Here is a 20,260-nt window from a genome sequence, read left to right on the forward strand (position 1 = left end):
GCCACTCTGAGATGATTGAAGCCCTGCCCGACCTCGTGCCGGGCCTCGGCATCGAGCGCGCCGAGATCGCCTTCGCCGTCAATGGCGCCGCCGTCTCGGTCAATGTGCCGCCGCTGCGCCGGCTGTCGCAGGTTTTGCGCGACGAATTGCAGCTGACGGGCACCAAGGTTGGCTGCGATGCCGGCGATTGCGGCGCCTGCACAGTGCTGGTCGACGGCGACGCCGTCTGCGCCTGCCTGATGCCGGCGGCCTCCGCAGCCGGGACGTCCGTAACGACCGTCGAAGGCCTCGCCGATCGCCGGCTGTCGGCGCTGCAGGCGTCTTTCCTGGCGCATGGCGCCGCGCAATGCGGCATCTGCACGCCGGCGCTGCTGGTCGCGGCAACGGCGCTGCTGGATGGCACGCCGAATCCGACCGAGACCGAGGTGCAGGATGCGCTGGGCGGCATCCTCTGCCGTTGCACCGGCTACAGAAAGATCATCGCGGCAGTGATGGATGCGGGACGGTTCGAGACGTCGACCGACGGCGCTGCCCCTCATCCGCCTGCCGGCACCCTCACCCCGTATAGTGACGGGGAGAAGGGAAGTGCTCCAGCGCCGACGCTCCCCGCTCCCCGTTCTTCACGGGGAGAGGGTAAGGGTGAGGGGCAGCGCCAACGTCATTCGTTGGAATTCAACTTTGAACGTAGAATGCCAACCACAGGGAATGCTGTAGGCGCCTCCCCGGTCCGGCTCGACGGCGTGCCAAAAGTCACCGGCGCTGAAAAATTCGGCGGCGATTCCTTTCCCGCCGATGCGCTGGCTGTGCTGGTGGTCCGCTCGCCGCATTATCATGCCGGCTTCGCCTTCGGCGACCTGGAGGGCTGGGTGAAGTCGCATCCCGGCATCGCCGGCGTCTTCACCGCCGCCGACATCCCGGGAAAAAACTGTTTCGGCGTCATCGGCCCGTTTGCCGACCAGCCGGCGCTGGCCGAAGGCTTTGCGCGGCTGCGCGGCGAGGCAGTGGCGCTGGTCGCCGGCGAGCGCGAGGCCATGCTCGATCTCGACCTCCAGGATTTCCCGGTCCGCTGGACCGAGCTGCCGCATTTTCTGCAGCCCGGCGACGCGCAGGCAGAAGGGGCTGCGCTCATCCACGCGAACCGCCCGGCCAATTTGTTGACCAAGGGCTTTGTCGAGCGCGGCGACCCCGAGGCGGCGCTTGGCGAGGCTGCTTACACGGTGTCCGGTGCCATCGACACCTCCTATGTCGAGCACGCCTATATCGAGCCGGAAGCCGGCCATGCCTACATGGACGGCGACACGCTGGTCGTCGTCGCCTGCACCCAGGCCCCCTATATGGACCGTGACGAAACGGCAAAGGTGCTCGGTCTTGCCGTCGACAAGGTGCGCATCGTGCCGACCGCGACCGGCGGCGGCTTCGGCTCGAAGCTCGACGTGTCGCTGCAGCCGCTCATCGGCCTTGTGGCACTGAAAACCGGCCGGCCGGCGGCGCTTGCCTACACCCGCACCGAATCGATGATGTCGACCACCAAGCGCCACCCCGCCGAGATGAAGGCGACCATCGGCACTGACGCCGAAGGCCATGTCACCGGCATGATCTTTTCCGGCGATTTCAACACCGGCGCCTATGCCAGTTGGGGGCCGACTGTCGCCAACCGCGTGCCGGTGCATGCCTCCGGTCCCTATGCGACGCCGAATTACCGCGCCGAAGGCCGCGCCATCCACACCCACGGGCCGATTTCCGGCGCCTTCCGTGGCTTCGGCGTGCCGCAGGCGACGATCATGCAGGAGACGCTCTATGATGAGCTTGCCGGCAAGCTCGGCATGGACCGGCTCGATTTTCGCCTGAGAAACTGCCTTCGGAACGGATCCGAAACGGTTACCGGACAGCGACTGGAGTCGGGAGTCGGTATCTTCGAGTGCCTCGACTCCTTGCGGCCGCATTGGGCTCGCGCGAAGGTCGACGCAGATACATTCAACAATGCCAATACGAGCAAAAGGCGCGGCGTCGGCATCGCGTCCTGCTGGTATGGCTGCGGCAACACCTCGCTGCCCAATCCGTCGACCATAAGGGTCGGTATCTCGCCAGACGGCGACGTCATCCTGCACCAGGGCGCCGTCGATATCGGCCAGGGCTCCAACACCGTCATCGCCCAGATCTGCGCCGACGCACTCGGCCTGCCGCTGGAAAAATTCAAGCTGAGAAGCGCCGACACCGCGATCAGCCCGGACGCCGGCAAAACATCGGCCTCGCGCCAGACTTTTGTCACCGGCAAGGCGGCCGAAAAAGCCGGCCGCGCCTTGCGCGAAAAGATCCTGCGTTTTGCCAATGTCTCGGAGAAAGCTGCCCTGCAATTGGACGGTCCGGTGATCGTCATTCGCGAGGGCGAAGCCACTCGGCGCATCGATCTCCCCGCCCTCGATGTCGATGCGGGCGGTTTCGTCTTCCGCGCCGAGGAGACCTACGATCCGCCGACGCTGCCGCTCGATGCCAAGGGCCAGGGCAAGCCTTACGCCGTCTATGGCTATGGCGCGCAGATCGCCGAACTCGAAGTCGATCTCAAGCTCGGCACGGTGAAGCTCTTGAAAATCACCGCCGCGCACGATGTCGGCAAGGCTATCAACCCGCTGCTGGTCGAAGGCCAGATCGAAGGTGGCATCGCGCAAGGCATCGGCATGGCGCTGATGGAGGAATACATCCCCGGTCGCACCGAGAATTTGCACGACTATCTCATCCCGACCATCGGCGATGTGCCTGAGATCGAGCACATATTGATCGAGGTTCCCGATCCGGAGGGACCGTTCGGCGCCAAGGGCCTGGGCGAGCATGTGCTGATCCCGACCGCACCCGCCATCCTCAACGCCATACGCCACGCCACCGGCGTTCTCATCACCAAGGTTCCGGCGACGCCGGCGCGCATCCGCGCCGCCATCCGCGAAAAAGATGGCATCCGCGACAAGGAGGCACGCCGATGAGCGAGCTTGCCGAACGCTTCGAAACCCACGATCCGGGCGAAAAGCTGGTGGCGGAAAAGATCCGCTGCGATGCCTGTCCGGTGATGTGCTACATCGCCGATGGCCGCACCGGCGCCTGCGACCGCTACGGCAATGTCGGTGGCCGCATCGTGCGTATGGACCCGCTGACCATCCTCGACCATGCGGCAGAGAGCGGCGCCGCGGTCGTGCCTTTCACTGCCGAGGGCGAGCAATGGGACGGCGAACTGGTCAACACCGGCCGCCGCTTCGTCACTGCAATCGGCGCCGGCACCACCTATCCCGACTACAAGCCGGCTCCCTTCATCGTCAGCCAGGAGGTCGAGGGGGTCGATCTGGTGACCGTGGTCACCGAAGGCATTTTTTCGTACTGCGGCGTCAAGGTGAAGATCGACACCGACCGCCATCTCGGTCCCGAAACGGCAATCGTGCGCGCGCAAGGCGAGCCGATCGGCCACGTCACGACAGGCGAATACGGCTCGCAGATGCTGTCGCTCGGCGGAGTGCATCATTTGACCGGTGGCTCTAAGGCCGAAGGCCGGGCAACCTGCGACGCGATGCTCAGTCTGTGCAATCGCAAGCCGGTCGAACTGACCATCGATGGCGGCGCCACCATCATCGTCGAAGCCGGCAAACCACCTGTCATCGACGGCAAGCAGGAACACCGTATGCGGGTCGGCTGCGGGTCGGCCACCATCGGCATGTTCGCCACGCAATGGCGCGGCCTTGTCGACGAGGTGGTGGTGGTCGACGACCATATCACCGGCGTCGTCTCCGAGCATCAGGCCGGCAAGGTGCTGGGCTGGCAGGATACCGGCATCAAGATCATCGGCCGCCGTTCGACGCCGGGCCGCTATTTCAAGGTTTCCGAGCCCGGCCTCGGCTGGGGCGGCACCTCGATTTCCGACCCGCTGTCGATCCTCGGCGAATGGAACGCCAAGAAGGGCGCCCGCCCCGGCCTGTCGCTGCTGATGGTGTCGACCACCGGCGAGCAGTTCGCCTATTACGAGCTCGACGACGAGTTGAAGCCGGTGGAAAAACCGTTCCCCGAGCGGCTGCAGAAATCGGTCGGCCTGATCGAGGACAATTGCGAGCCGGCGCTCTGCACCGTGCTGTTCATCGGCGGCGCCGGCGGTTCGCTGCGCGCCGGCGTCACCGAAAACCCGGTCAATCTCACCCGCTCGGTGCAGGGCTTGAATACCTATGTTACCGTTGGCGGCGCGCCGGTCTATGTCTGGCCGGGCGGCGGCATCACGCTGATGGTCGACGTCATGCGCGTGCCGGAGGGCGCCTTCGGCTATGTGCCGACGCCGGCGCTGGTGGCGCCGATCGAATTCACGCTACGCCGCGACGACTATGTCCGGCTGGGCGGCTACGAGGCCGAGATACGCAGCGTCGAGGATATCGTTGCCAAAGGCGGCGAATATCTCAACCCGCGCCGCGGCTCAGGCGCCGAGGCCCACAATCCATGGCCGCCGCTGGCGCAGTTGCGCCGCGTCGGCTCGAACGGGGCCTCTTGATGCAAGGCCCGCAAGTCCACTGGCTGCAGGACGGCAAGCGGCTGCACCTCAACCACGGGCCGATCGACCTGATCGTCGAGGCCTTTGGTGAGGCGGCTGAGTGTCGTGCCGCCTACGATCAGGCGATCGAGCGCTTCCAGACGATCCTGATCGAGTTGGTCGAGGAGCTTCCCGAATTGCGGCTGCCGGCATTTTTCCTGGCGCCGCGCACCTTCGCCGGCCCGACGGCGCGGCGCATGGAAGCAGCCGTCATGCCCTTGGCGGAATGCTTCATCACGCCGATGGCCGCCGTCGCCGGATCAGTAGCCGACGAAGTGCTCGCGGCGCTGCTTGCCGGTCGCAAGCTCGACCGCGCCTATGTCAACAATGGCGGCGACAGCGCCCTCCATATCGGCAAGGGCCAGTCGATGAACCTGGCGATCGCCGGCACCGGCAACGGCATGGCCGACCGCCTCACCATTCGCTCGGCGGACGGCGTGCGCGGCGTCGCCACCAGCGGCTGGCGCGGCCGTTCGTTCTCGCTTGGCATTGCCGACGCCGTCACCGTGCTGGCGCACACCGGCGCCGAGGCCGATGCGGCCGCGACACTCATTGCCAACGCCGTCGACCTGCCCGGCAATCCCGCCATCAAGCGCATTCCCGCGCAGGACTTGGCGCCCGACAGCGATCTCGGCGCGCGGCTGGTGACACAAGCCGTCGGCATGCTCGCGCGTGGCGATGTGGAGCGGGCGCTGGACAATGGCCTTGCCGTCGCCGAAGATTTTCGCCGGCGCGGCCTGATTGCCGCATCGGCGCTGTTTCTAGGTGGGGAAGCCCGCATCAGTGGTTCCATGGCGCTTGCCGCGCCCAACAAAAATCCAGGGAAGGAAGTTGCCCATGCCTGAGTTTCCGATCCGCAAGATCGCGGTTCTGACCGAAGAGATCTTTCACGATGGCGGGCCGGTCGCTGCTCTGCCGCGCCGCCGCGCTGCAGCCGTGGCCCTGGTGAAGAACCCGTTCGCCGGCCGCTACGTCGAAGAACTGCAGAGCGCCATGGACGATCTGAAGCCGCTCGGCCTGCTGCTCACCGACAAGCTCATTGCCGCATTGGGCGGCGACATCAAGCAGATCGACGCCTACGGCAAGGGCACCATCGTCGGCTCGTCAGGTGAACTCGAACACGGCGCGCTGTGGCACGTTCCTGGCGGCTACGCCATGCGCGAGCGGCTGGGCGACGCCAAGGCGATCGTGCCGTCGGCAACCAAGGTCGGCGCGTTCGGCTCGCGGCTTGACGTGCCGCTCGGCCACACCAACGCTGCCTATGTCCGCAGCCATTTCGACGCCATGGAGGTCGGTCTCAGCGACGGGCCGCGCGCCGACGAAATCCTGTTCTGCCTCGCCATGAGCTGCGGCCCCCGCGTGCACGACCGCATGGGCGGCCTGGCGGTCGGCGACATCAAGGCCTGGGACGGCTTGCGATGAGCGGCGGGGACAATCTTCTCAAGCTCGTCGAGGCCGAAGAGCCCGACGAACATGATTACCGCCTGCAGGAGCAGGTCGGCTTCATCCTGCGCAAGGCGCATCAGCGCCATGTCTCGATCTTTGCCGCCCAGATCAGCGACCTGACGCCGCCGCAATTTGCTGCACTTGCCAAGCTGCACGATGTCGGCGAGACCTCGCAGAACCAGTTGGGCACGCTGATCGCCATGGACGCGGCGACGGTCAAGGGCGTCATCGACCGGCTGAAGGCGCGAGGCCTGGTAGACCTGACCAAGCACGAGGTCGACAAGAGGCGGCTGCTGGTCAACCTCACGCCAGAGGGACGCGAGGCGATCGAACGGCTGATCCCGTTGGCCCGCGCCATCACCCAGGAAACGCTGGCGCCGCTGACCGCCAAGGAAGCGGCCACCTTTATGCGGCTGCTGGCAAAGTTGGCCTGAGCAATCAGGCGCGCAGCCTCGCGCCTTCGGGATCGAAGAACGGGATCGGCGCCACCACCGCCCGTGTCGGCTTGCCGTCGATGTCGATGCTGAGCTCGGTTCCGATGGCGGTGAACGGCAGCCGCAAATGCGCCGTCGCCAGAACTTTGCCTAAGGAATAGCCGTGATCGCTGTAGGTGACGACGCCGGCATCCTCGCCGTCGGCGAAAACCCTGGCATCCGCCGCGGCCGGCTTGTCACCGTCGAGAATCAGCCCGGTCCAGCGTTCGTCGAGCCCCTTGCCGCGAATTGTGAGCAATGCCTCGCGGCCGATGAACTCGCCCTTGTCGAACTTGATCCAGCGATCGAGCCCGACATGGAAGGGCGTACGGCTCTCGTCCATGTCGATGCCATGCGCCGGATAGGCCTTTTCCAGCCCGAGCGTGAACATGGCCAGCACGCCGTATGGCTTCAGGCCGAAATCGCTACCGGTCCGCATCAGCGCGTCCCAGACGGAAGTGGCCTCGTCCGCCGGCACGAACAGTTCGAAGCCGAGCTCGCCGGTCACCCCGGTGCGTGAGATCAGGACTTTGGTCTCGCCGACGCGCCCTGAAGTGAACGCCCAGCGTTTCAACTCATCGAGATCGGCATCCGAAACCAGTGCTTTCAGCAGCTCGCGTGAACGCGGCCCCTGTATCGTCGGAAAGGCGACGGCCGCCGTGATGTCGGTGACATAGGCCTTTCGCGCTTCAGCATGATGTTGCAGCCAGGGCAGCATCTTCAGCCGGTTGACCGAGCCGGTCACCAGCATGAAATGCTCAGGCGCCAGCCGGAACACGGTGAGGTCGTCCATGATGCCGCCATCGTCGCGGCAGACGGTGGAATAGCGCACCTGGCCGGGGCTCATCGCGGCCGCATCGTTGACGATGATGTGGTTGACCAGCGCCTCGGCTTCCGCCCCCTTGATGTCCATCTTGCCCATGGTGCTGAGATCCTGCACGCCGACATTCTTGCGCGTGTTCAGATGCTCGTCGGCGATGCCGGAATAAGTTTTGGCCGAGACGAAGTCGCCGCCGACCCGGCCCATCGCGGCGCCGAGGCCAACGATGCTGGTGTAGAAAGGGGAGCGCCGCTCAACCAAGAAACTTCTCCGTCATCTCATGAAAACGGCAGCGCCTGATGGCGCTGCCGAGGTAGGAGCGGTGAAGGGGTTAACTTCCGTAGACGTCGAACGAGAAGTATTTGTCGTTGATTTCCTTGTACTTGCCGCTGGCACGCAGGGCGTCGATGGCGGCATTGAACTTGTCGGCCAGTTCCTTGTTGCCCTTTTGCAGGGCGATGCCGACGCCGGGGCCGTGAATGGCCGGATCGGCGGTCAGCGTGCCGAGCAATTTGCAGCAGGCGCCATCGGGCTTCTTCAGCCATTCGGTCAGGATGATCGAGCCGTCCATCATCGCGTCGAGCCGGCCATTGGCCATGTCGGTGCGGGCGTCGTCGCCCGTCGGATAGGCTTTCACGGTCGAGCCGGAGTATTTCTGCTCGGCGAAATTCTGGTGGATGGTTGCGCTCTGCACGCCCAGCACCTTGCCCTTCAGATCGTCCGGCGATGTGCCGACGATGGTCGAATCCTTCGGCACGGCGATGGCCGGCGGCGTCTGGTAATATTTGTGGGTGAACTCGACCTTCTCGGCCCGTTCCGGCGTGATGGTGATGTTGATGATGGCGTCGAACTTGCCGGCCTGCAGCGCCGGAATGGAACCATCGAAATCCTGTACGGAGAATTCGCACTCGGCCTTCATCTCGGCACACAGCGCCTTGCCGAGGTCGATGTCGAAGCCGCCCAGCGTGCCGTCCGAATTGGCATAGTTGAAGGGCGGATAGGCGCCCTCGGTCCCGATCCTGAGTTTCTCGGCGGAGGCAGCACCGGTCCCAAGCAGCAGGGCGGCGGAAGCGGCAAGCACGAAACGACCGAAAAGACGCATGTTCCTGATCTCCGTTGACTAAGCAATTCCAGGGAAGGTGTTGGCGGTTTCCCGTCCGGAATTGCGCGAAAACAAGGATAGAAGTCTATGGTGTTTTGCAGGCCCCACGGAGACGGAAACGACATGCTCTGCGGCGATCACGGCGCGGCAAGCCGTCCTTCCCCAGGAATCTTACTGTGATCTAAATTACAGACCGATCATGGACATCGGCGCATGCTCAGCCGGACATAGGCGGTCATGGGAGGGACCTGGGGATGGACCAGCAGGAATTCGTGCAGGAAGCCGCGCAACGGCGCATCGACGACGACATCGCCAAGCGCATCAGGGTTCACCAAGCCAACATCGAGCGGCTCGAAACCGCAAGGGAAAGCGCCGGCAATCTCGAGGCGGCCGTCGCCAACCGGCCGCTGGTGATGCTGGCGCAGGGCGATTCCTGGTTCGACTATCCGCTCACCGGTAACGGCTTTCCGTTCGTCGACACCGATGTGATCGCGCAGCTGCGACGCATCGGCTCGATGCCGCCGACCATCCTCAACCTTGCCCATCATGGCGATGCGGCGACCGACGAGATGTCGCTGCCCAAGCAGCAGCGCATGATCGCCGCCCTGCGCAACAAGGCCAACTGGCTGGACGGCAAGCCCGATGCCATCCTGTTCTCTGCCGGTGGCAACGACATTGCCGGCGACCAGTTCTGCATCTTCCTCGACTTCAATGACGGCCACGCCCCCGGGCTGAACAAGAACCGCTTCACCAAGGCGCTCGGCATGGTCGAGGCCTGCTATCTCGATTTATTCGCGCTGCGCGACCGCGTCGCGCCAGGCGTGCCGATCTTTGGCCATTGCTATGATTTTCCGATCCCGAACGGAGCGCATCCGTCCTGTGTCGGCCCGTGGCTGAAACCGTCGCTCGATTTCTGCAACTGGACGGTCGCCAAGGGCACGGTCATCGTCCACGACGCGCTGGCGGCGTTCCGCGATGTGGTGAAGCGCCTGGCCGACGAGCCCAGCAACAATTTCCATCTGGTCGACACGCAGGGAACGTTGAAGGTGGCCGACTGGGCCAACGAACTGCATCCCGATCCCGCCGGCTTCAAGAAGATCGCGCAGAAATTCGCCGATGCGCTGAAGGCCAAGCTGCAGACCTGATGCGGCTCGGGCCTGTCGGCTGTCAGGTTCCGAACAGCTCTTTGGCTTGTTCATCCGTGTAGTAACCAAGCCTGATGTCTTCGGCGACCAGTTTCGGGTCGCGCTCACGCGGATCACCATAGCCGCCGCCCCCGGGCGTGCCGACCCTCACGCGGTCGCCGGCCTTGAGCGCGATGTCCTGTTCCTTGGACAGATGCGGCGGCACATGTGCCTCGCCGTCGCGGAACACGGTCACCGTGTTCACCGCGCCGTCCTTGCCGCCGAGCGCGCCTTGCGGGCCGAAACGGCCATGGTCCATGACGAAGGACGCGCGCGCCTCTCCTCGCAATATCTCGACCTCATAGGCGAGGCCAAAACCGCCGCGCTGCTTGCCGGCGCCGCCCGAGCCTTCGCGCAAGGCATAGTGGCGGTAGAGAACCGGAAAGGCCTGCTCCATAATCTCGACCGGCGGCGATTTCGAAATGCCGATGGTCGAGCAGCCATTGGTCAGGCCGTCATGGCCGGAATTGCCGCCATAGCCGCCGCCGGAGATCTGATACATCACATAGTCGCGGCCGCGCGCCGGATCGTTGCCGCCCAGCGCGAAATTGCCGCTGGAGCCGGCGGGTGCAGCCGTCACCTTTTCCGGCAGCGCCTGCACCATCGCCGCGAACACCGCCTCGGCGATGCGCTGCGAGACTTCAGCCGCGCAGCCCGAGACCGGCCGCGGGTATTTGGCGTCGAGGAACGTGCCTTCCGGCCGCTTGACGATCAGCGGCTCGAAAGCGCCGGCGCTGATCGGCACATCAGGGAAAATATGGCGCATGGCGAGATAGACCGACGACAAGGTCGTCGCCAGCACGCTGTTCATAGGCCCCGCGCATGGTTTTGACGAGCCGGTAAAGTCGAAGGTCAGCGTGTCGCCCTGCTTGTCGACGGCGAGCGCGATGGTCAGCGGCTCGTTGACCACGCCGTCCGAGTCGACAAAGGCCTTCGAACTGTATGTGCCATCGGGAATGGCGGAGATGTTGGCGCGCATCTGCTCGGCGGCGCGGCGACGCAGTTCGGCGATCGCCTCGACAACAGTTTCGTCGCCGTAACGATCGAGGATTCCATTGAGCCTGTCCTGGCCGATCAGCAATGCGGCGGCCTGCGCCCTTATATCGCCGATGCGCTGGTCGGCGACGCGGATGTTGGAGCAGATGATGGCGTAGATTTCCGTGTCCAACACGCCCTTCTTGAACAGCTTGACCGGCGGCAGCCGCAGGCCTTCCTGCTCGACGGCTGTGGCGGAAGCGGAGAAGCCGCCCGGCACCGAGCCACCGATATCGGGCCAGTGGCCGGTATTCGATAGCCAGCAAAATATCTTGCCGTCGCGATAGACCGGCATGGCGAAGCGCACGTCCATCAGATGCGTGCCGCCGAGATAGGGATCGTTGACGATGTAGATGTCGCCGGGTTCCGGGGGCAGGCAGCGGCCGTCGGCGATCATCTCGATCACCGTTTTGGTCGAATACTGCATGACGCCGACGAACACCGGCAGGCCCTGGCTGCCTTGTGCGATCAGCGAGCCGTCGACGGCCGAGTAGATGCCGTCGGAGCGGTCATTGGCTTCGGCGATGACCGGCGAGAAGGCCGCGCGGGAGAAAGTGAGATCCATCTCGTCGCAGACCTGCTGCAAGGCTGCCTGCAGGACCGAAAGCGTGATGGCGTCGAGCTTTTGCATCTCAGGCCTCGCCGATATCGATGATGATGTTGCCGTCGGCGTCCGATCTTGCGCGGTCGCCGGGTTCGAGCACTGTGGTCGCATCCATCTGTTCGAGGATCGCCGGCCCTTCGATGACGGCATCGGGCGGCAACTTTTCGCGTGCGTATATCGGCGTATCGTGCCAGCGTCCTGCGTACCAGACAGGCCTTGTTTCGCGCAGCGCCTCGTCTAGCGTCTTTGTACGTCCGGCCGGGTCGATCAGCCGTGACAGGTCGATCGCCGGCCGCACGCCCGTCACCGACGTGTTGAGGTTGACCAGATTGGCGCGGATCTCCGGCAACTCGACCTTGAAGCGGGCGAAATAGGCTTTTTCGAACAGCACCTGCAACTCCTGCCTTGTCACCGATGAAGACGGCAACGGCACGTTGATGATGTGGGTCTGGCCGACAAACTGCATGTCGGCGGAGTGCGTAACGCGGATCGTTTCCGGCTTCACCGCTTCCTTGCCGATCAGTTCCTCGCCTTCCCCGCGGTGACGTTCCAGCACCTCGCGAAGCCGGGCTTCATCAAGCACGGCGACCGGCTGGTTGATGGTGTTGACGAAGTCATGGCGCAGATCGGCCACGACGCAGCCGAGCGCGTTGGTGATGCCCGGACGGGCCGGCACCAGCACGCGGGGCAGGCCGAGTTCGCGCGCCAGCGCGGTTGCATGCAGCGGCCCGGCGCCGCCGAAGGCGAACAGTGCGAAATCACGCGGATCATGGCCGCGCGACACCGAGACCATGCGGATGGCGCCGGCCATCTTCATGTTGCCCAGGCGCAGCACCGCGCCCGCCGCTTCGACGCCGGAGAGGCCGGTGGCCTTGCCTATTCTGTCTTCGAAGATGCCGGTGACGCGCTCGACGGTGACCGGATTTTCGACCGCCAGCAGTTTTTTCGGCGCCAGTCGCCCGAGCACCAGATTGGCGTCGGTGATGGTCGGCTCCAGGCCGCCGCGGCCGTAGCAGATCGGGCCGGGATTGGCGCCGGCACTTTCCGGGCCGATCTGGATCAGGCCGGCCGCATCGACGCGGGCGATGGAGCCGCCGCCGGCGCCGACCGTATGCACCGCCACCATCGGCACATGGATCGGCATCGCATATTCGATCTCGATCTCGTTGGAGACGGCGGGCTCCGCATTGCGGATCAGCGCCACGTCGGTCGAGGTGCCGCCCATGTCGTAGGTGACGAGGTTTTCAAAGCCGGCGCGCTTGCCCGTGTAGGCCGCGGCAATGACGCCCGAGGCTGGTCCGGACATCACGGTCTTGGCCGATTCCCTGGTGACGAAACGGGCCGAGATCATGCCGCCATTGCCGTTCATGATCAGGAAGTCGCGGGCATAGCCCTTGGCGGCCAATTCCTTGCGCAGCCGCTCGACATAGCGCTCGAGGATCGGCTGCACCGAGGCGTTGACCGCGGCGGTCACGCCGCGCTCGAATTCGCGGGCTTCCGACAGCAGCGCATGGCCAGTCGTGATGTAGCCGTTCGGCCAAAGCTCGGCAGCGATTTCGGCGGCGCGCCGCTCATGCCCAGGGTTGGCGTAGGAATGCAGGAAATGGATGACCAGGGACTCGCAGCCGAGGTCGACCAGTGCCTTGACTGCCGCGCGCATCTCGGCCTCGTCGAGCGGCGTGCGCACCGCGCCCGACGCCTCGACGCGCTCCGACACTTCGAGCCGGAGATCGCGCGGGATGATCGGAACGAAGCTTCCGGTCATGCCGTAGGGCTGCGGCCGTGTGCGGCGGCCAAGCTCGATCACGTCGCGAAAACCGCGCGTGGTGATCATGCCGGTTTTCGCCAGCCTGCGTTCCAGCACCGCATTGGTGGTGGTGGTCGTGCCATGCACGATGAGGTCGATGCCGTCTATGGCAAAGCCTGTGGCGCCCAGCGCTGAAACCACGCCGAACGCCTGATTGTCGACCGTCGTCGGCGTCTTGGCGATATGCACCTTTCCGCCATCTTTGCCGTCGATCAAAATGAGGTCGGTGAAGGTTCCGCCGACATCGATGCCGGCAACGACGTCGCCCGCGGAATCCGGTTGTTGCACCGAAAAATTCTCTTTCATTGTCGAAATCCGAAATGGCGGAACTACGAATATGCCGCAGTTTGGAAAGCTGTTTTAGCGTGGTATCTTGACACAAATATCGTTTGTATACTAATAAATTTGGGACACAAGAGCTCACTGCTTTGGAGTGTGTGAACGGCTCGCCGGGACCTGAATGGTCTGGGCGCGCAGGAAACGGTTTGGCGCCCGCACAGGCGTGGGCAAGACAGAGTTGGATTTGATGAACACCACATCCGCACTCAACACAGCCGGCGCCCGTCCGCTGCAGTTTCCGATTCCGGCCAATGTCTATGCCGAAACCGTCGTCTCGGTGAAGCATTACACCGACCGCCTGTTCTCGTTCCGCATCACCCGCCCGCAGTCGTTGCGCTTCCGCTCCGGCGAGTTCGTCATGATCGGTCTGCCCAATGCCGAAAAGCCGGTGTACCGCGCCTATTCGGTGGCCAGCCCGGCCTGGGACGAGGAGCTGGAATTCTTCTCGATCAAGGTGCCGGATGGTCCGCTGACCTCCGAACTGCAGAAGATCCAGGTCGGCGACACCGTCATCATGCGGCAGAAGTCGACCGGCACGCTGGTTGTCGACGCGCTGACCCCGGCAAAGCGCCTGTTCATGATCTCGACCGGCACCGGCATTGCGCCCTTCGCCAGCCTTCTGCGCGACCCCGATACCTACGAAAAATTCGATCAGGTCATCCTGACCCACACCTGCCGCGACAATGCCGAACTGACCTATGGCCAGGAGCTGTTTGCCGCGCTCGAGAACGATCCGCTGATCGGTGAGCTGACCGGCGGCCGCGTCACCCTCTACAATTCGACGACCCGCGAAGAATCGGCGCGCATGGGCCGCATCACCGCGCTGATCGGCTCGGGCAAATTCTACGCCGACCTCGGCATCGAGAAGCTCAATCCGGAGACGGACCGCATCATGATCTGCGGCTCGATGCATATGCTGAAGGACGTCAAGGAAATGGCCGAAAGCCTCGGCTTCCATGAGGGCTCGCTCAGCCATCCCTCGACCTTCGTCGTCGAGCGCGCTTTCGTCGGCTGACATCAGCCGGCGCCTCGGCGCCTGCTTCTTTATTGGAATTTTGACCATGCGGTCAAAATCAGCTGTTTTCGCCGCCTTTTTCCGCTATGACCGCTTGAAGGACTCGTGAAGCGATGCTTCACGGGCTATCTTCGGTGTGCGTCGCCTAAAACCGCCATGCGGTCCGGGAGCAACGACACGCACCACGACGTAAAATCGTCGAGCGAAAGGGCAGGAGATGAGCAGCACAATCCGCGAAGCCGATCTCGGCGGGTCCAAGGTCACGCCGCTGCCGGCGCGTGCCGCAGCCAACACGCCCGTTCCGCAATCGCATGGCATCGCCCGCAACACCGGCATGCGGCTCGATCTCGGCTTCATGGAATCGGTGCGCTCGGTCAATCGCTCGGCGCTGGAGCGCCGCGTCGCCAGCCTGACCAAGCGTCGTTCGATCAAGGCCGACAACCAGGCGGCATGGCTGCTGCGCGCCGTCTCCTGCATGGATTTGACGACGCTGAATTCCAACGACACCGAAGAGCGCGTCCGCCGCCTGTGCGCCAAGGCGATCAACCCGTTCCGCCGCGACATCGTCGAGGGGCTTGGCATCGAGGGCGAAAAAATCCGCCCGGCGGCGGTCTGCGTCTATCATCCATTCGTCGCGACGGCTGTTGATGCCGTGCGCGGCGCCGGCATCCATGTCGCCGCCGTCTCCACCGCTTTCCCGCACGGCCTTGCGCCGCTGTCGACCCGCCTGCAGGAGATCGAGGCATCGGTGCGCGACGGCGCGGACGAGATCGACGTCGTCATCCCGCGCGGCCTGGTCTTCGGCGCCAAGTGGCAGGAGCTCTACAACGAGATCGTCTCGATGCGCGAAGCCTGCGGCGATGCGCATCTCAAGGTTATCCTCGGCACCGGCGACCTCGCCACGCTGCGCAATGTCATGCTGGCCTCGATGGTGGCGATGATGGCGGGCGCCGATTTCATCAAGACCTCGACCGGCAAGGAAAGCGTCAACGCCACGCTGCCCGTCGGCCTCGCCATGGTGCGCGCCATCCGAGCCTATTTCGAGGAGACCGGCTTTCTCATCGGCTTCAAGCCGGCCGGCGGCATCTCTACAGCCAAGGCTTCGCTCGACTGGCTGGTGCTGATGAAGGAGGAGCTCGGCCGGCCATGGCTGGAGCCAGACCTGTTCCGCTTCGGCGCCTCGAGCCTGCTGACCGATATCGAGCGCCAGCTCGAGCATCATCTGACCGGGCATTATTCGGCCAACCACCGCCATGCGATGGCGTGAGGCGGAGAAGGCCTTGAACGTCGAGTTCCTTCGCGCCTCCCTCTGTCCTGCCGGACATCTGCCCCACTTGGGGGGAGTTTGGCTAACGTCGGCGATTTCGCCAATTGTCGACGTTTCAGAGCCGACAGGCGCGAAGGCTAATCTCCCTCCTTGTGGGGGAGATGTCCGGCAGGACAGAGGGGGGCGCCACAGAGCGCCTGCCAAGACGATTATCTGGAGCGCGTCATGAACATTCTCGAACGCTATCACGCCATGGAATACGGCCCGGCGCCGGAAACCCGCACCGAGGCCGATGCCTGGCTTGCCGGACGCGATTTCGGCAAGGCGCTGTTCATCGACGGCGGCTGGAAGGCAGCAGGCGGCGGCAAGACCTTCGAGACCAGCGAACCCTCATCCGGCAAGCTGCTGGCCAAGATCTCCGATGCCGGCGCCGCCGATATCGACGCAGCCGTCGCCGCAGCCACCAGGGCCTTACCGAAATGGTCGGCATCCCCGGGCTACCAGCGCGCAAAAGTGCTTTACGCCATTGGCCGCGCGATGCAGCGTCATCAGCGCCTGTTCGCAGTGCTTGAGTCAATCGACAACGGCAAGCCGATCCGCGAAAGCCGCGACATCGACGTGCCGCTGGCCATCCGCCATTTCATCCATCATGCCGGCTGGGCACAGGCGCTGGACAAGGATTTCCCAGGCCACAAGGGTGTCGGCGTCGTCGGCCAGATCATTCCGTGGAATTTCCCGCTGCTGATGCTGGCCTGGAAGATCGCGCCGGCCCTCGCCGCCGGCTGCACGGTGGTGCTGAAGCCGGCCGAATTCACCCCCCTCACCGCCATCCTGTTTGCCGAGATCTGCGAGCGCGCCGGCGTGCCCAAGGGCGTCGTCAACATCGTCCAGGGTGGACCTGAAGCGGGCGTCGCCATCGTCAACCATCCCGGCGTCCAGAAGATCGCCTTCACCGGCTCTTCGGAGGTCGGCAAGATCATCAGGAAAGCCACGGCTGGATCGGGCAAGAAACTGTCTCTGGAGCTCGGCGGCAAGTCGGCCTTCATCGTCTTCGAGGACGCCGATCTCGACAGCGCCGTCGAAGGACTGGTCGACGGCATCTGGTTCAACCAGGGCCAGGTCTGCTGCGCCGGGTCACGGCTTCTGGTGCAGGAAGGCATTGCCGATGCCTTGATCGCCAAGGTCAAGGTCAGGATGAGCCGGCTTCGCGTCGGCAGCCCGCTCGACAAGAACACCGATATCGGCCCGCTGGTCGACGCCACACAGCTCGACCGCGTCAAGGGTCTGGTCGCCGAAGGCGCCAGGCAGGGCGCCGTCTGCTGGCAGCCCGATGCGGTGCTGCCGTCTTCCGGCTACTACCACCTGCCGACGCTCGCCACCGGTGTTTCGCCGGCAAACATACTGGCGCAGGAAGAGGTGTTCGGTCCGGTTCTGGCCACCATGACCTTCCGCAACACCGAGGAAGCGATCGAACTCGCCAACAACACGCGCTATGGGCTGGCCGCCTCGGTGTGGAGCGAAAACATCAACCTCGCGCTGCATGTCGCGCCGCAGCTGAAGGCCGGCGTCGTCTGGGTCAACGGCACCAACATGTTCGACGCCGCCTGCGGCTTCGGCGGCTATCGCGAAAGCGGCTTTGGCCGCGAGGGCGGGCGCGAGGGCATGTTCGAGTATCTCTCGGCAAAGCTGCCGCTCGGCCCGGTGATCAAGCCGACGGCGTCTTCGGCGCAGCCGGTCGAGCAATCGGATGGCGGCGCCATCGATCGTACCGCAAAGCTGTTCATCGGCGGCAAGCAGGTGCGGCCCGACGGCAATTATTCGCTGGCGATAGCCACTGCCAAGGGCAAGCTCGCCGGCGAAGTCGGTCTCGGCAGCCGCAAGGACATCCGCGACGCCGTTGCCGCCGCCCGCGCCTGCAAGGCCTGGCCGGAGGCGACCGCCTACAATCGCTCCCAGGTGCTATATTATCTCGCCGAAAATCTGTCCGGCCGTGCCGGCGAGTTTACCGCACGCTTGACCGAACTGACCGGCGCCAACGCCAAGGCCGCGCGGGAGGAAGTGGAACAATCGATCGAGCGCCTGTTCCTCTATGCCGGCCTTGCCGACAAGTATGAGGGCAGGGTGCATCAGCCACCGGCCCGCGCCGTCACGCTCGCTTTGCACGAGCCGGTCGGCGTCGTCGGCATCGTCGCCCCGGACAGCGCGCCGCTGCTCGGCTTGATCTCCCTGATCGCACCTGCGCTTGCCATGGGCAACACGGTGGTGGCCGTGCCGTCGGAAAAATACCCGCTGCTCGCCACCGATCTCTACCAGGTGATCGAATATTCCGACGTTCCGGCAGGCGCCATCAACATCGTCACCGGCCGCACGGCGGAGCTTGCCGGCGTGCTGGCCAAGCATGACGATGTCGACGGGCTCTGGCTGTTTGCCGATGCCGACACTTGCGCCAAAGCGGAGGCCGATTCCATCGGCAATCTCAAGCGCGTCTGGACCGGCAACGGCCGCAGCCTCGACTGGGCGTCCGACGAGGCCGCCGGCGATGCCCTGCTGCGCCGCGCCGTCGAAGTGAAGAACGTCTGGGTGCCATACGGCGACTAATGCCGCCGAAGCGCGCTGTGCTTGAGTGAACCATGGCAGCGTGACTCGTTGTCCGGTTGTCATACATGTTGTTGCATCAGAGCAAGCGATGTGCATTACATCAGCCGTCGCGAAGGTGATCGCGTTCGGGCTTGACGCTTGGACATGTGTTCTTTAACCAGAAAAAACATTTGTTATTTAAGGACTGATGGATTGTGCAGGCCGCATAGTCGCGCCTGTCTGGCACAGGACGCCCCAGTCAGCCGGCAGTAAATCGGGCCGAGCAGTGGCCAAAGAGGGCGAGGAGAAACGCATGGCGGATCTAGCAGGCAAGGTCGTTGTCGTCACCGCGGCGGCACAAGGCATCGGCAGAGCGAGCGCATTGGCCTTCGCCAAGGCAGGTGCCATCGTGCACGCCACCGACATCAACGAGGCGCTGCTGGCCGAACTCGCCAAGACCTCCGGCATCAAGACCCGCAAGCTCGACGTTCTCAACGACGATGCGGTGGCATCCGGCTTCGCCGAAATCGGCCGCGTCGACGTGCTGTTCAACTGCGCCGGCTTCGTCCATTCCGGGTCCATCCTCGAGATGAAGGATGCCGATCTCGACTTCGCCTTCAACCTCAATGTCCGCGCCATGATCCGCACCATTCGGGCGGTACTGCCCGGCATGCTGGAGCGCGGCGATGGCTCGATCATCAACATGTCGTCCGTCGCCGGCGCCGGCAAGGGCGTGCCCAACCGCTTTGCCTATGGCGTCTCCAAGGCGGCCGTGATCGGTCTCACCAAGGCGGTTGCCGCGGACTATGTCGCCAAGGGCATTCGCTGCAACGCCATCTGCCCCGGCACCGTCGAGAGTCCGTCGCTGCAGGACCGCATGCATGCGCAGGGCGATTACGAGGCGGCCCGCGCAGCCTTCATTGCCCGCCAGCCGATGGGCCGTCTCGGCACGCCCGAGGAAATCGCCGACCTTGCCGTCTACCTCGCCGGCGCCACGTACACCTCGGGGCAGGCCTATAATATCGACGGCGGCTGGTCGATCTGAGCATAGTCTCGATACGCAGGTTCCGGGTCGACCAGTCCTAAAGTCCGGCTTGCCCCAGGTCGCATCCGTTAGCCAGAGTCGGCCAGTCCTCGTCGCTTTGGCAGAGTGAGTTGAAAACGGCCTTGGGCCGCAATTTGGAGAGCAAGATGAAACTGCTGCGCTATGGCGAGATAGGGAGCGAACGCCCCGGCCTGCTCGATGCGGATGGAACGATCCGCGATCTTTCGGGTCATGTCGCCGACATTGCCGGCAAGGCGCTCGATCCGGCGTCGCTCGATGCGCTATCGAAGCTCGACCCGAAGTCGCTGCCGGCCGTACCCGGAAGCCCGAGGCTTGGCGCCTGCGTTGCCGGCACAGGAAAATTCATCTGCATCGGCCTGAATTATTCCGATCATGCCGCCGAAACCGGCGCCACCGTGCCGCCGGAGCCGATCATCTTCATGAAGGCGAGTTCGGCCATTGTCGGCCCCGACGATGATGTGCTGATCCCGCGCGGCTCGGAAAAGACCGACTGGGAGGTTGAACTCGCCGTGGTCATCGGCAGAAAAGCCAAATATGTCAGCGAGGCCGATGCGCTGGATTATGTCGCCGGCTATGCCGTTGCCCATGACGTGTCCGAGCGAGCCTTCCAGGCCGAGCGCCAGGGCCAGTGGACCAAGGGCAAGAGCTGCGACACGTTCGGTCCGACCGGGCCGTGGCTTGTCACCAAGGACGAGGTTGCCGATCCGCAGAACCTCAAAATGTGGCTGACGGTCAACGGCAAGACGATGCAGAACGGCTCGACCAGGACCATGGTCTACGGCGTCGCCTATCTCGTTTCCTATCTCAGCCAGTTCATGTCGCTGCATCCTGGCGACATCATCTCCACCGGCACCCCGCCCGGCGTCGGTCTCGGCATGAAGCCGCCGGTGTTCCTGAAGCCCGGCGATGTGGTGGAACTGGGCATCGAGGGGCTCGGCCAGCAGAAGCAGACCTTCAAGGCGGATGCCTAGCC

The 20,260-nt window shown here is 64.4% G+C and carries 15 protein-coding genes; 11 read left to right on the top strand and 4 right to left on the bottom strand.

Annotation, left to right across the window (positions count from 1 at the left end):
- Positions 1-11 precede the first annotated feature (11 nt).
- From ACYG9Z_RS16080 to ACYG9Z_RS16100, 5 genes are read left to right on the top strand one after another with little or no spacing between them, the layout of a single operon-like run.
- A complete protein-coding gene (locus ACYG9Z_RS16080; protein WP_031244161.1) occupies positions 12-2,975 on the top strand; it encodes a molybdopterin-dependent oxidoreductase in 2,964 nt (987 codons plus the stop codon).
- Positions 2,972-4,513, top strand: a complete 1,542-nt coding sequence (locus ACYG9Z_RS16085; protein ID WP_023739686.1) for a hypothetical protein — start codon at positions 2,972-2,974, stop codon at positions 4,511-4,513. Before ACYG9Z_RS16080 ends, ACYG9Z_RS16085 begins: the two co-directional genes overlap by 4 nt.
- Complete coding sequence (locus tag ACYG9Z_RS16090) at positions 4,513-5,397, top strand: UPF0280 family protein (RefSeq protein ID WP_023683556.1); 885 nt, start codon at positions 4,513-4,515, stop codon at positions 5,395-5,397. Before ACYG9Z_RS16085 ends, ACYG9Z_RS16090 begins: the two co-directional genes overlap by 1 nt.
- Positions 5,390-5,974 carry an amino acid synthesis family protein gene (locus tag ACYG9Z_RS16095; protein WP_023683555.1) on the top strand — a complete coding sequence of 195 codons (585 nt, stop codon included), beginning with the start codon at positions 5,390-5,392 and terminating at the stop codon, positions 5,972-5,974. The genes ACYG9Z_RS16090 and ACYG9Z_RS16095 overlap by 8 nt, the downstream gene beginning before the upstream one ends.
- A complete protein-coding gene (locus ACYG9Z_RS16100; protein WP_023671294.1) occupies positions 5,971-6,432 on the top strand; it encodes a MarR family winged helix-turn-helix transcriptional regulator in 462 nt (153 codons plus the stop codon). The genes ACYG9Z_RS16095 and ACYG9Z_RS16100 overlap by 4 nt, the downstream gene beginning before the upstream one ends.
- 4 nt (positions 6,433-6,436) lie before the next feature.
- On the opposite strand, the gene ACYG9Z_RS16105 is transcribed toward ACYG9Z_RS16100, so the two are convergent.
- Both ACYG9Z_RS16105 and ACYG9Z_RS16110 read right to left on the bottom strand, forming a co-directional pair.
- Entirely contained in the window at positions 6,437-7,552 is a 1,116-nt protein-coding gene (locus ACYG9Z_RS16105) for an aminomethyltransferase family protein (protein WP_023752483.1), read from the bottom strand.
- Between the two features lie 70 nt (positions 7,553-7,622).
- The gene (locus ACYG9Z_RS16110; protein WP_023752482.1) at positions 7,623-8,393 is read right to left on the bottom strand and encodes an ABC transporter substrate-binding protein; all 771 of its coding nucleotides are present in this window, start codon (positions 8,391-8,393) and stop codon (positions 7,623-7,625) included.
- Positions 8,394-8,647: 254 nt separating this feature from the next.
- On the opposite strand from ACYG9Z_RS16110, the gene ACYG9Z_RS16115 reads away from it, so the two are divergent.
- The gene (locus tag ACYG9Z_RS16115) at positions 8,648-9,538 is read left to right on the top strand and encodes an SGNH/GDSL hydrolase family protein (protein WP_023752481.1); all 891 of its coding nucleotides are present in this window, start codon (positions 8,648-8,650) and stop codon (positions 9,536-9,538) included.
- Positions 9,539-9,560: 22 nt separating this feature from the next.
- On the opposite strand, the gene ACYG9Z_RS16120 is transcribed toward ACYG9Z_RS16115, so the two are convergent.
- A complete protein-coding gene (locus tag ACYG9Z_RS16120; protein ID WP_023752480.1) occupies positions 9,561-11,243 on the bottom strand; it encodes a hydantoinase B/oxoprolinase family protein in 1,683 nt (560 codons plus the stop codon).
- 1 nt (position 11,244) lies between these two features.
- Positions 11,245-13,329 carry a hydantoinase/oxoprolinase family protein gene (locus tag ACYG9Z_RS16125; protein ID WP_023752479.1) on the bottom strand — a complete coding sequence of 695 codons (2,085 nt, stop codon included), beginning with the start codon at positions 13,327-13,329 and terminating at the stop codon, positions 11,245-11,247.
- 220 nt (positions 13,330-13,549) lie between these two features.
- Between ACYG9Z_RS16125 and ACYG9Z_RS16130 the strand changes: the two genes are divergently transcribed.
- From ACYG9Z_RS16130 to ACYG9Z_RS16150, 5 genes are all read left to right on the top strand, one after another.
- Positions 13,550-14,377 (top strand): ferredoxin--NADP reductase, encoded by an 828-nt coding sequence (locus ACYG9Z_RS16130; protein WP_023752478.1) that lies wholly within the window; start codon positions 13,550-13,552, stop codon positions 14,375-14,377.
- A 217-nt stretch (positions 14,378-14,594) separates the two neighbouring features.
- The gene (gene deoC / locus ACYG9Z_RS16135) at positions 14,595-15,644 is read left to right on the top strand and encodes a deoxyribose-phosphate aldolase (protein ID WP_031244160.1); all 1,050 of its coding nucleotides are present in this window, start codon (positions 14,595-14,597) and stop codon (positions 15,642-15,644) included.
- Between the two features lie 225 nt (positions 15,645-15,869).
- Positions 15,870-18,242 carry an aldehyde dehydrogenase family protein gene (locus ACYG9Z_RS16140; protein ID WP_023752476.1) on the top strand — a complete coding sequence of 791 codons (2,373 nt, stop codon included), beginning with the start codon at positions 15,870-15,872 and terminating at the stop codon, positions 18,240-18,242.
- Between the two features lie 292 nt (positions 18,243-18,534).
- Positions 18,535-19,266, top strand: a complete 732-nt coding sequence (locus tag ACYG9Z_RS16145) for an SDR family oxidoreductase (RefSeq protein WP_023695912.1) — start codon at positions 18,535-18,537, stop codon at positions 19,264-19,266.
- A gap of 146 nt (positions 19,267-19,412) precedes the next feature.
- Complete coding sequence (locus tag ACYG9Z_RS16150; protein ID WP_023752475.1) at positions 19,413-20,258, top strand: fumarylacetoacetate hydrolase family protein; 846 nt, start codon at positions 19,413-19,415, stop codon at positions 20,256-20,258.
- Positions 20,259-20,260 lie beyond the last annotated feature (2 nt).

This window comes from Mesorhizobium sp. RSR380A, from assembly GCF_054719385.1.

What these genes read in the sequence shown, in the direction of transcription:
- ACYG9Z_RS16140 (WP_023752476.1), top strand. Translation starts at nt 15,870, where the DNA reads ATGAACATTCTCGAACGCTATCACGCCATGGAATACGGCCCGGCGCCG.
- ACYG9Z_RS16090 (WP_023683556.1), top strand. Translation starts at nt 4,513, where the DNA reads ATGCAAGGCCCGCAAGTCCACTGGCTGCAGGACGGCAAGCGGCTGCAC.
- ACYG9Z_RS16145 (WP_023695912.1), top strand. Translation starts at nt 18,535, where the DNA reads ATGGCGGATCTAGCAGGCAAGGTCGTTGTCGTCACCGCGGCGGCACAA.
- ACYG9Z_RS16080 (WP_031244161.1), top strand. Translation starts at nt 12, where the DNA reads ATGATTGAAGCCCTGCCCGACCTCGTGCCGGGCCTCGGCATCGAGCGC.
- deoC (WP_031244160.1), top strand. Translation starts at nt 14,595, where the DNA reads ATGAGCAGCACAATCCGCGAAGCCGATCTCGGCGGGTCCAAGGTCACG.
- ACYG9Z_RS16100 (WP_023671294.1), top strand. Translation starts at nt 5,971, where the DNA reads ATGAGCGGCGGGGACAATCTTCTCAAGCTCGTCGAGGCCGAAGAGCCC.
- ACYG9Z_RS16095 (WP_023683555.1), top strand. Translation starts at nt 5,390, where the DNA reads ATGCCTGAGTTTCCGATCCGCAAGATCGCGGTTCTGACCGAAGAGATC.
- ACYG9Z_RS16085 (WP_023739686.1), top strand. Translation starts at nt 2,972, where the DNA reads ATGAGCGAGCTTGCCGAACGCTTCGAAACCCACGATCCGGGCGAAAAG.
- ACYG9Z_RS16110 (WP_023752482.1), bottom strand. Translation starts at nt 8,393, where the DNA reads ATGCGTCTTTTCGGTCGTTTCGTGCTTGCCGCTTCCGCCGCCCTGCTG.
- ACYG9Z_RS16130 (WP_023752478.1), top strand. Translation starts at nt 13,550, where the DNA reads ATGAACACCACATCCGCACTCAACACAGCCGGCGCCCGTCCGCTGCAG.
- ACYG9Z_RS16120 (WP_023752480.1), bottom strand. Translation starts at nt 11,243, where the DNA reads ATGCAAAAGCTCGACGCCATCACGCTTTCGGTCCTGCAGGCAGCCTTG.
- ACYG9Z_RS16115 (WP_023752481.1), top strand. Translation starts at nt 8,648, where the DNA reads ATGGACCAGCAGGAATTCGTGCAGGAAGCCGCGCAACGGCGCATCGAC.
- ACYG9Z_RS16150 (WP_023752475.1), top strand. Translation starts at nt 19,413, where the DNA reads ATGAAACTGCTGCGCTATGGCGAGATAGGGAGCGAACGCCCCGGCCTG.
- ACYG9Z_RS16125 (WP_023752479.1), bottom strand. Translation starts at nt 13,329, where the DNA reads ATGAAAGAGAATTTTTCGGTGCAACAACCGGATTCCGCGGGCGACGTC.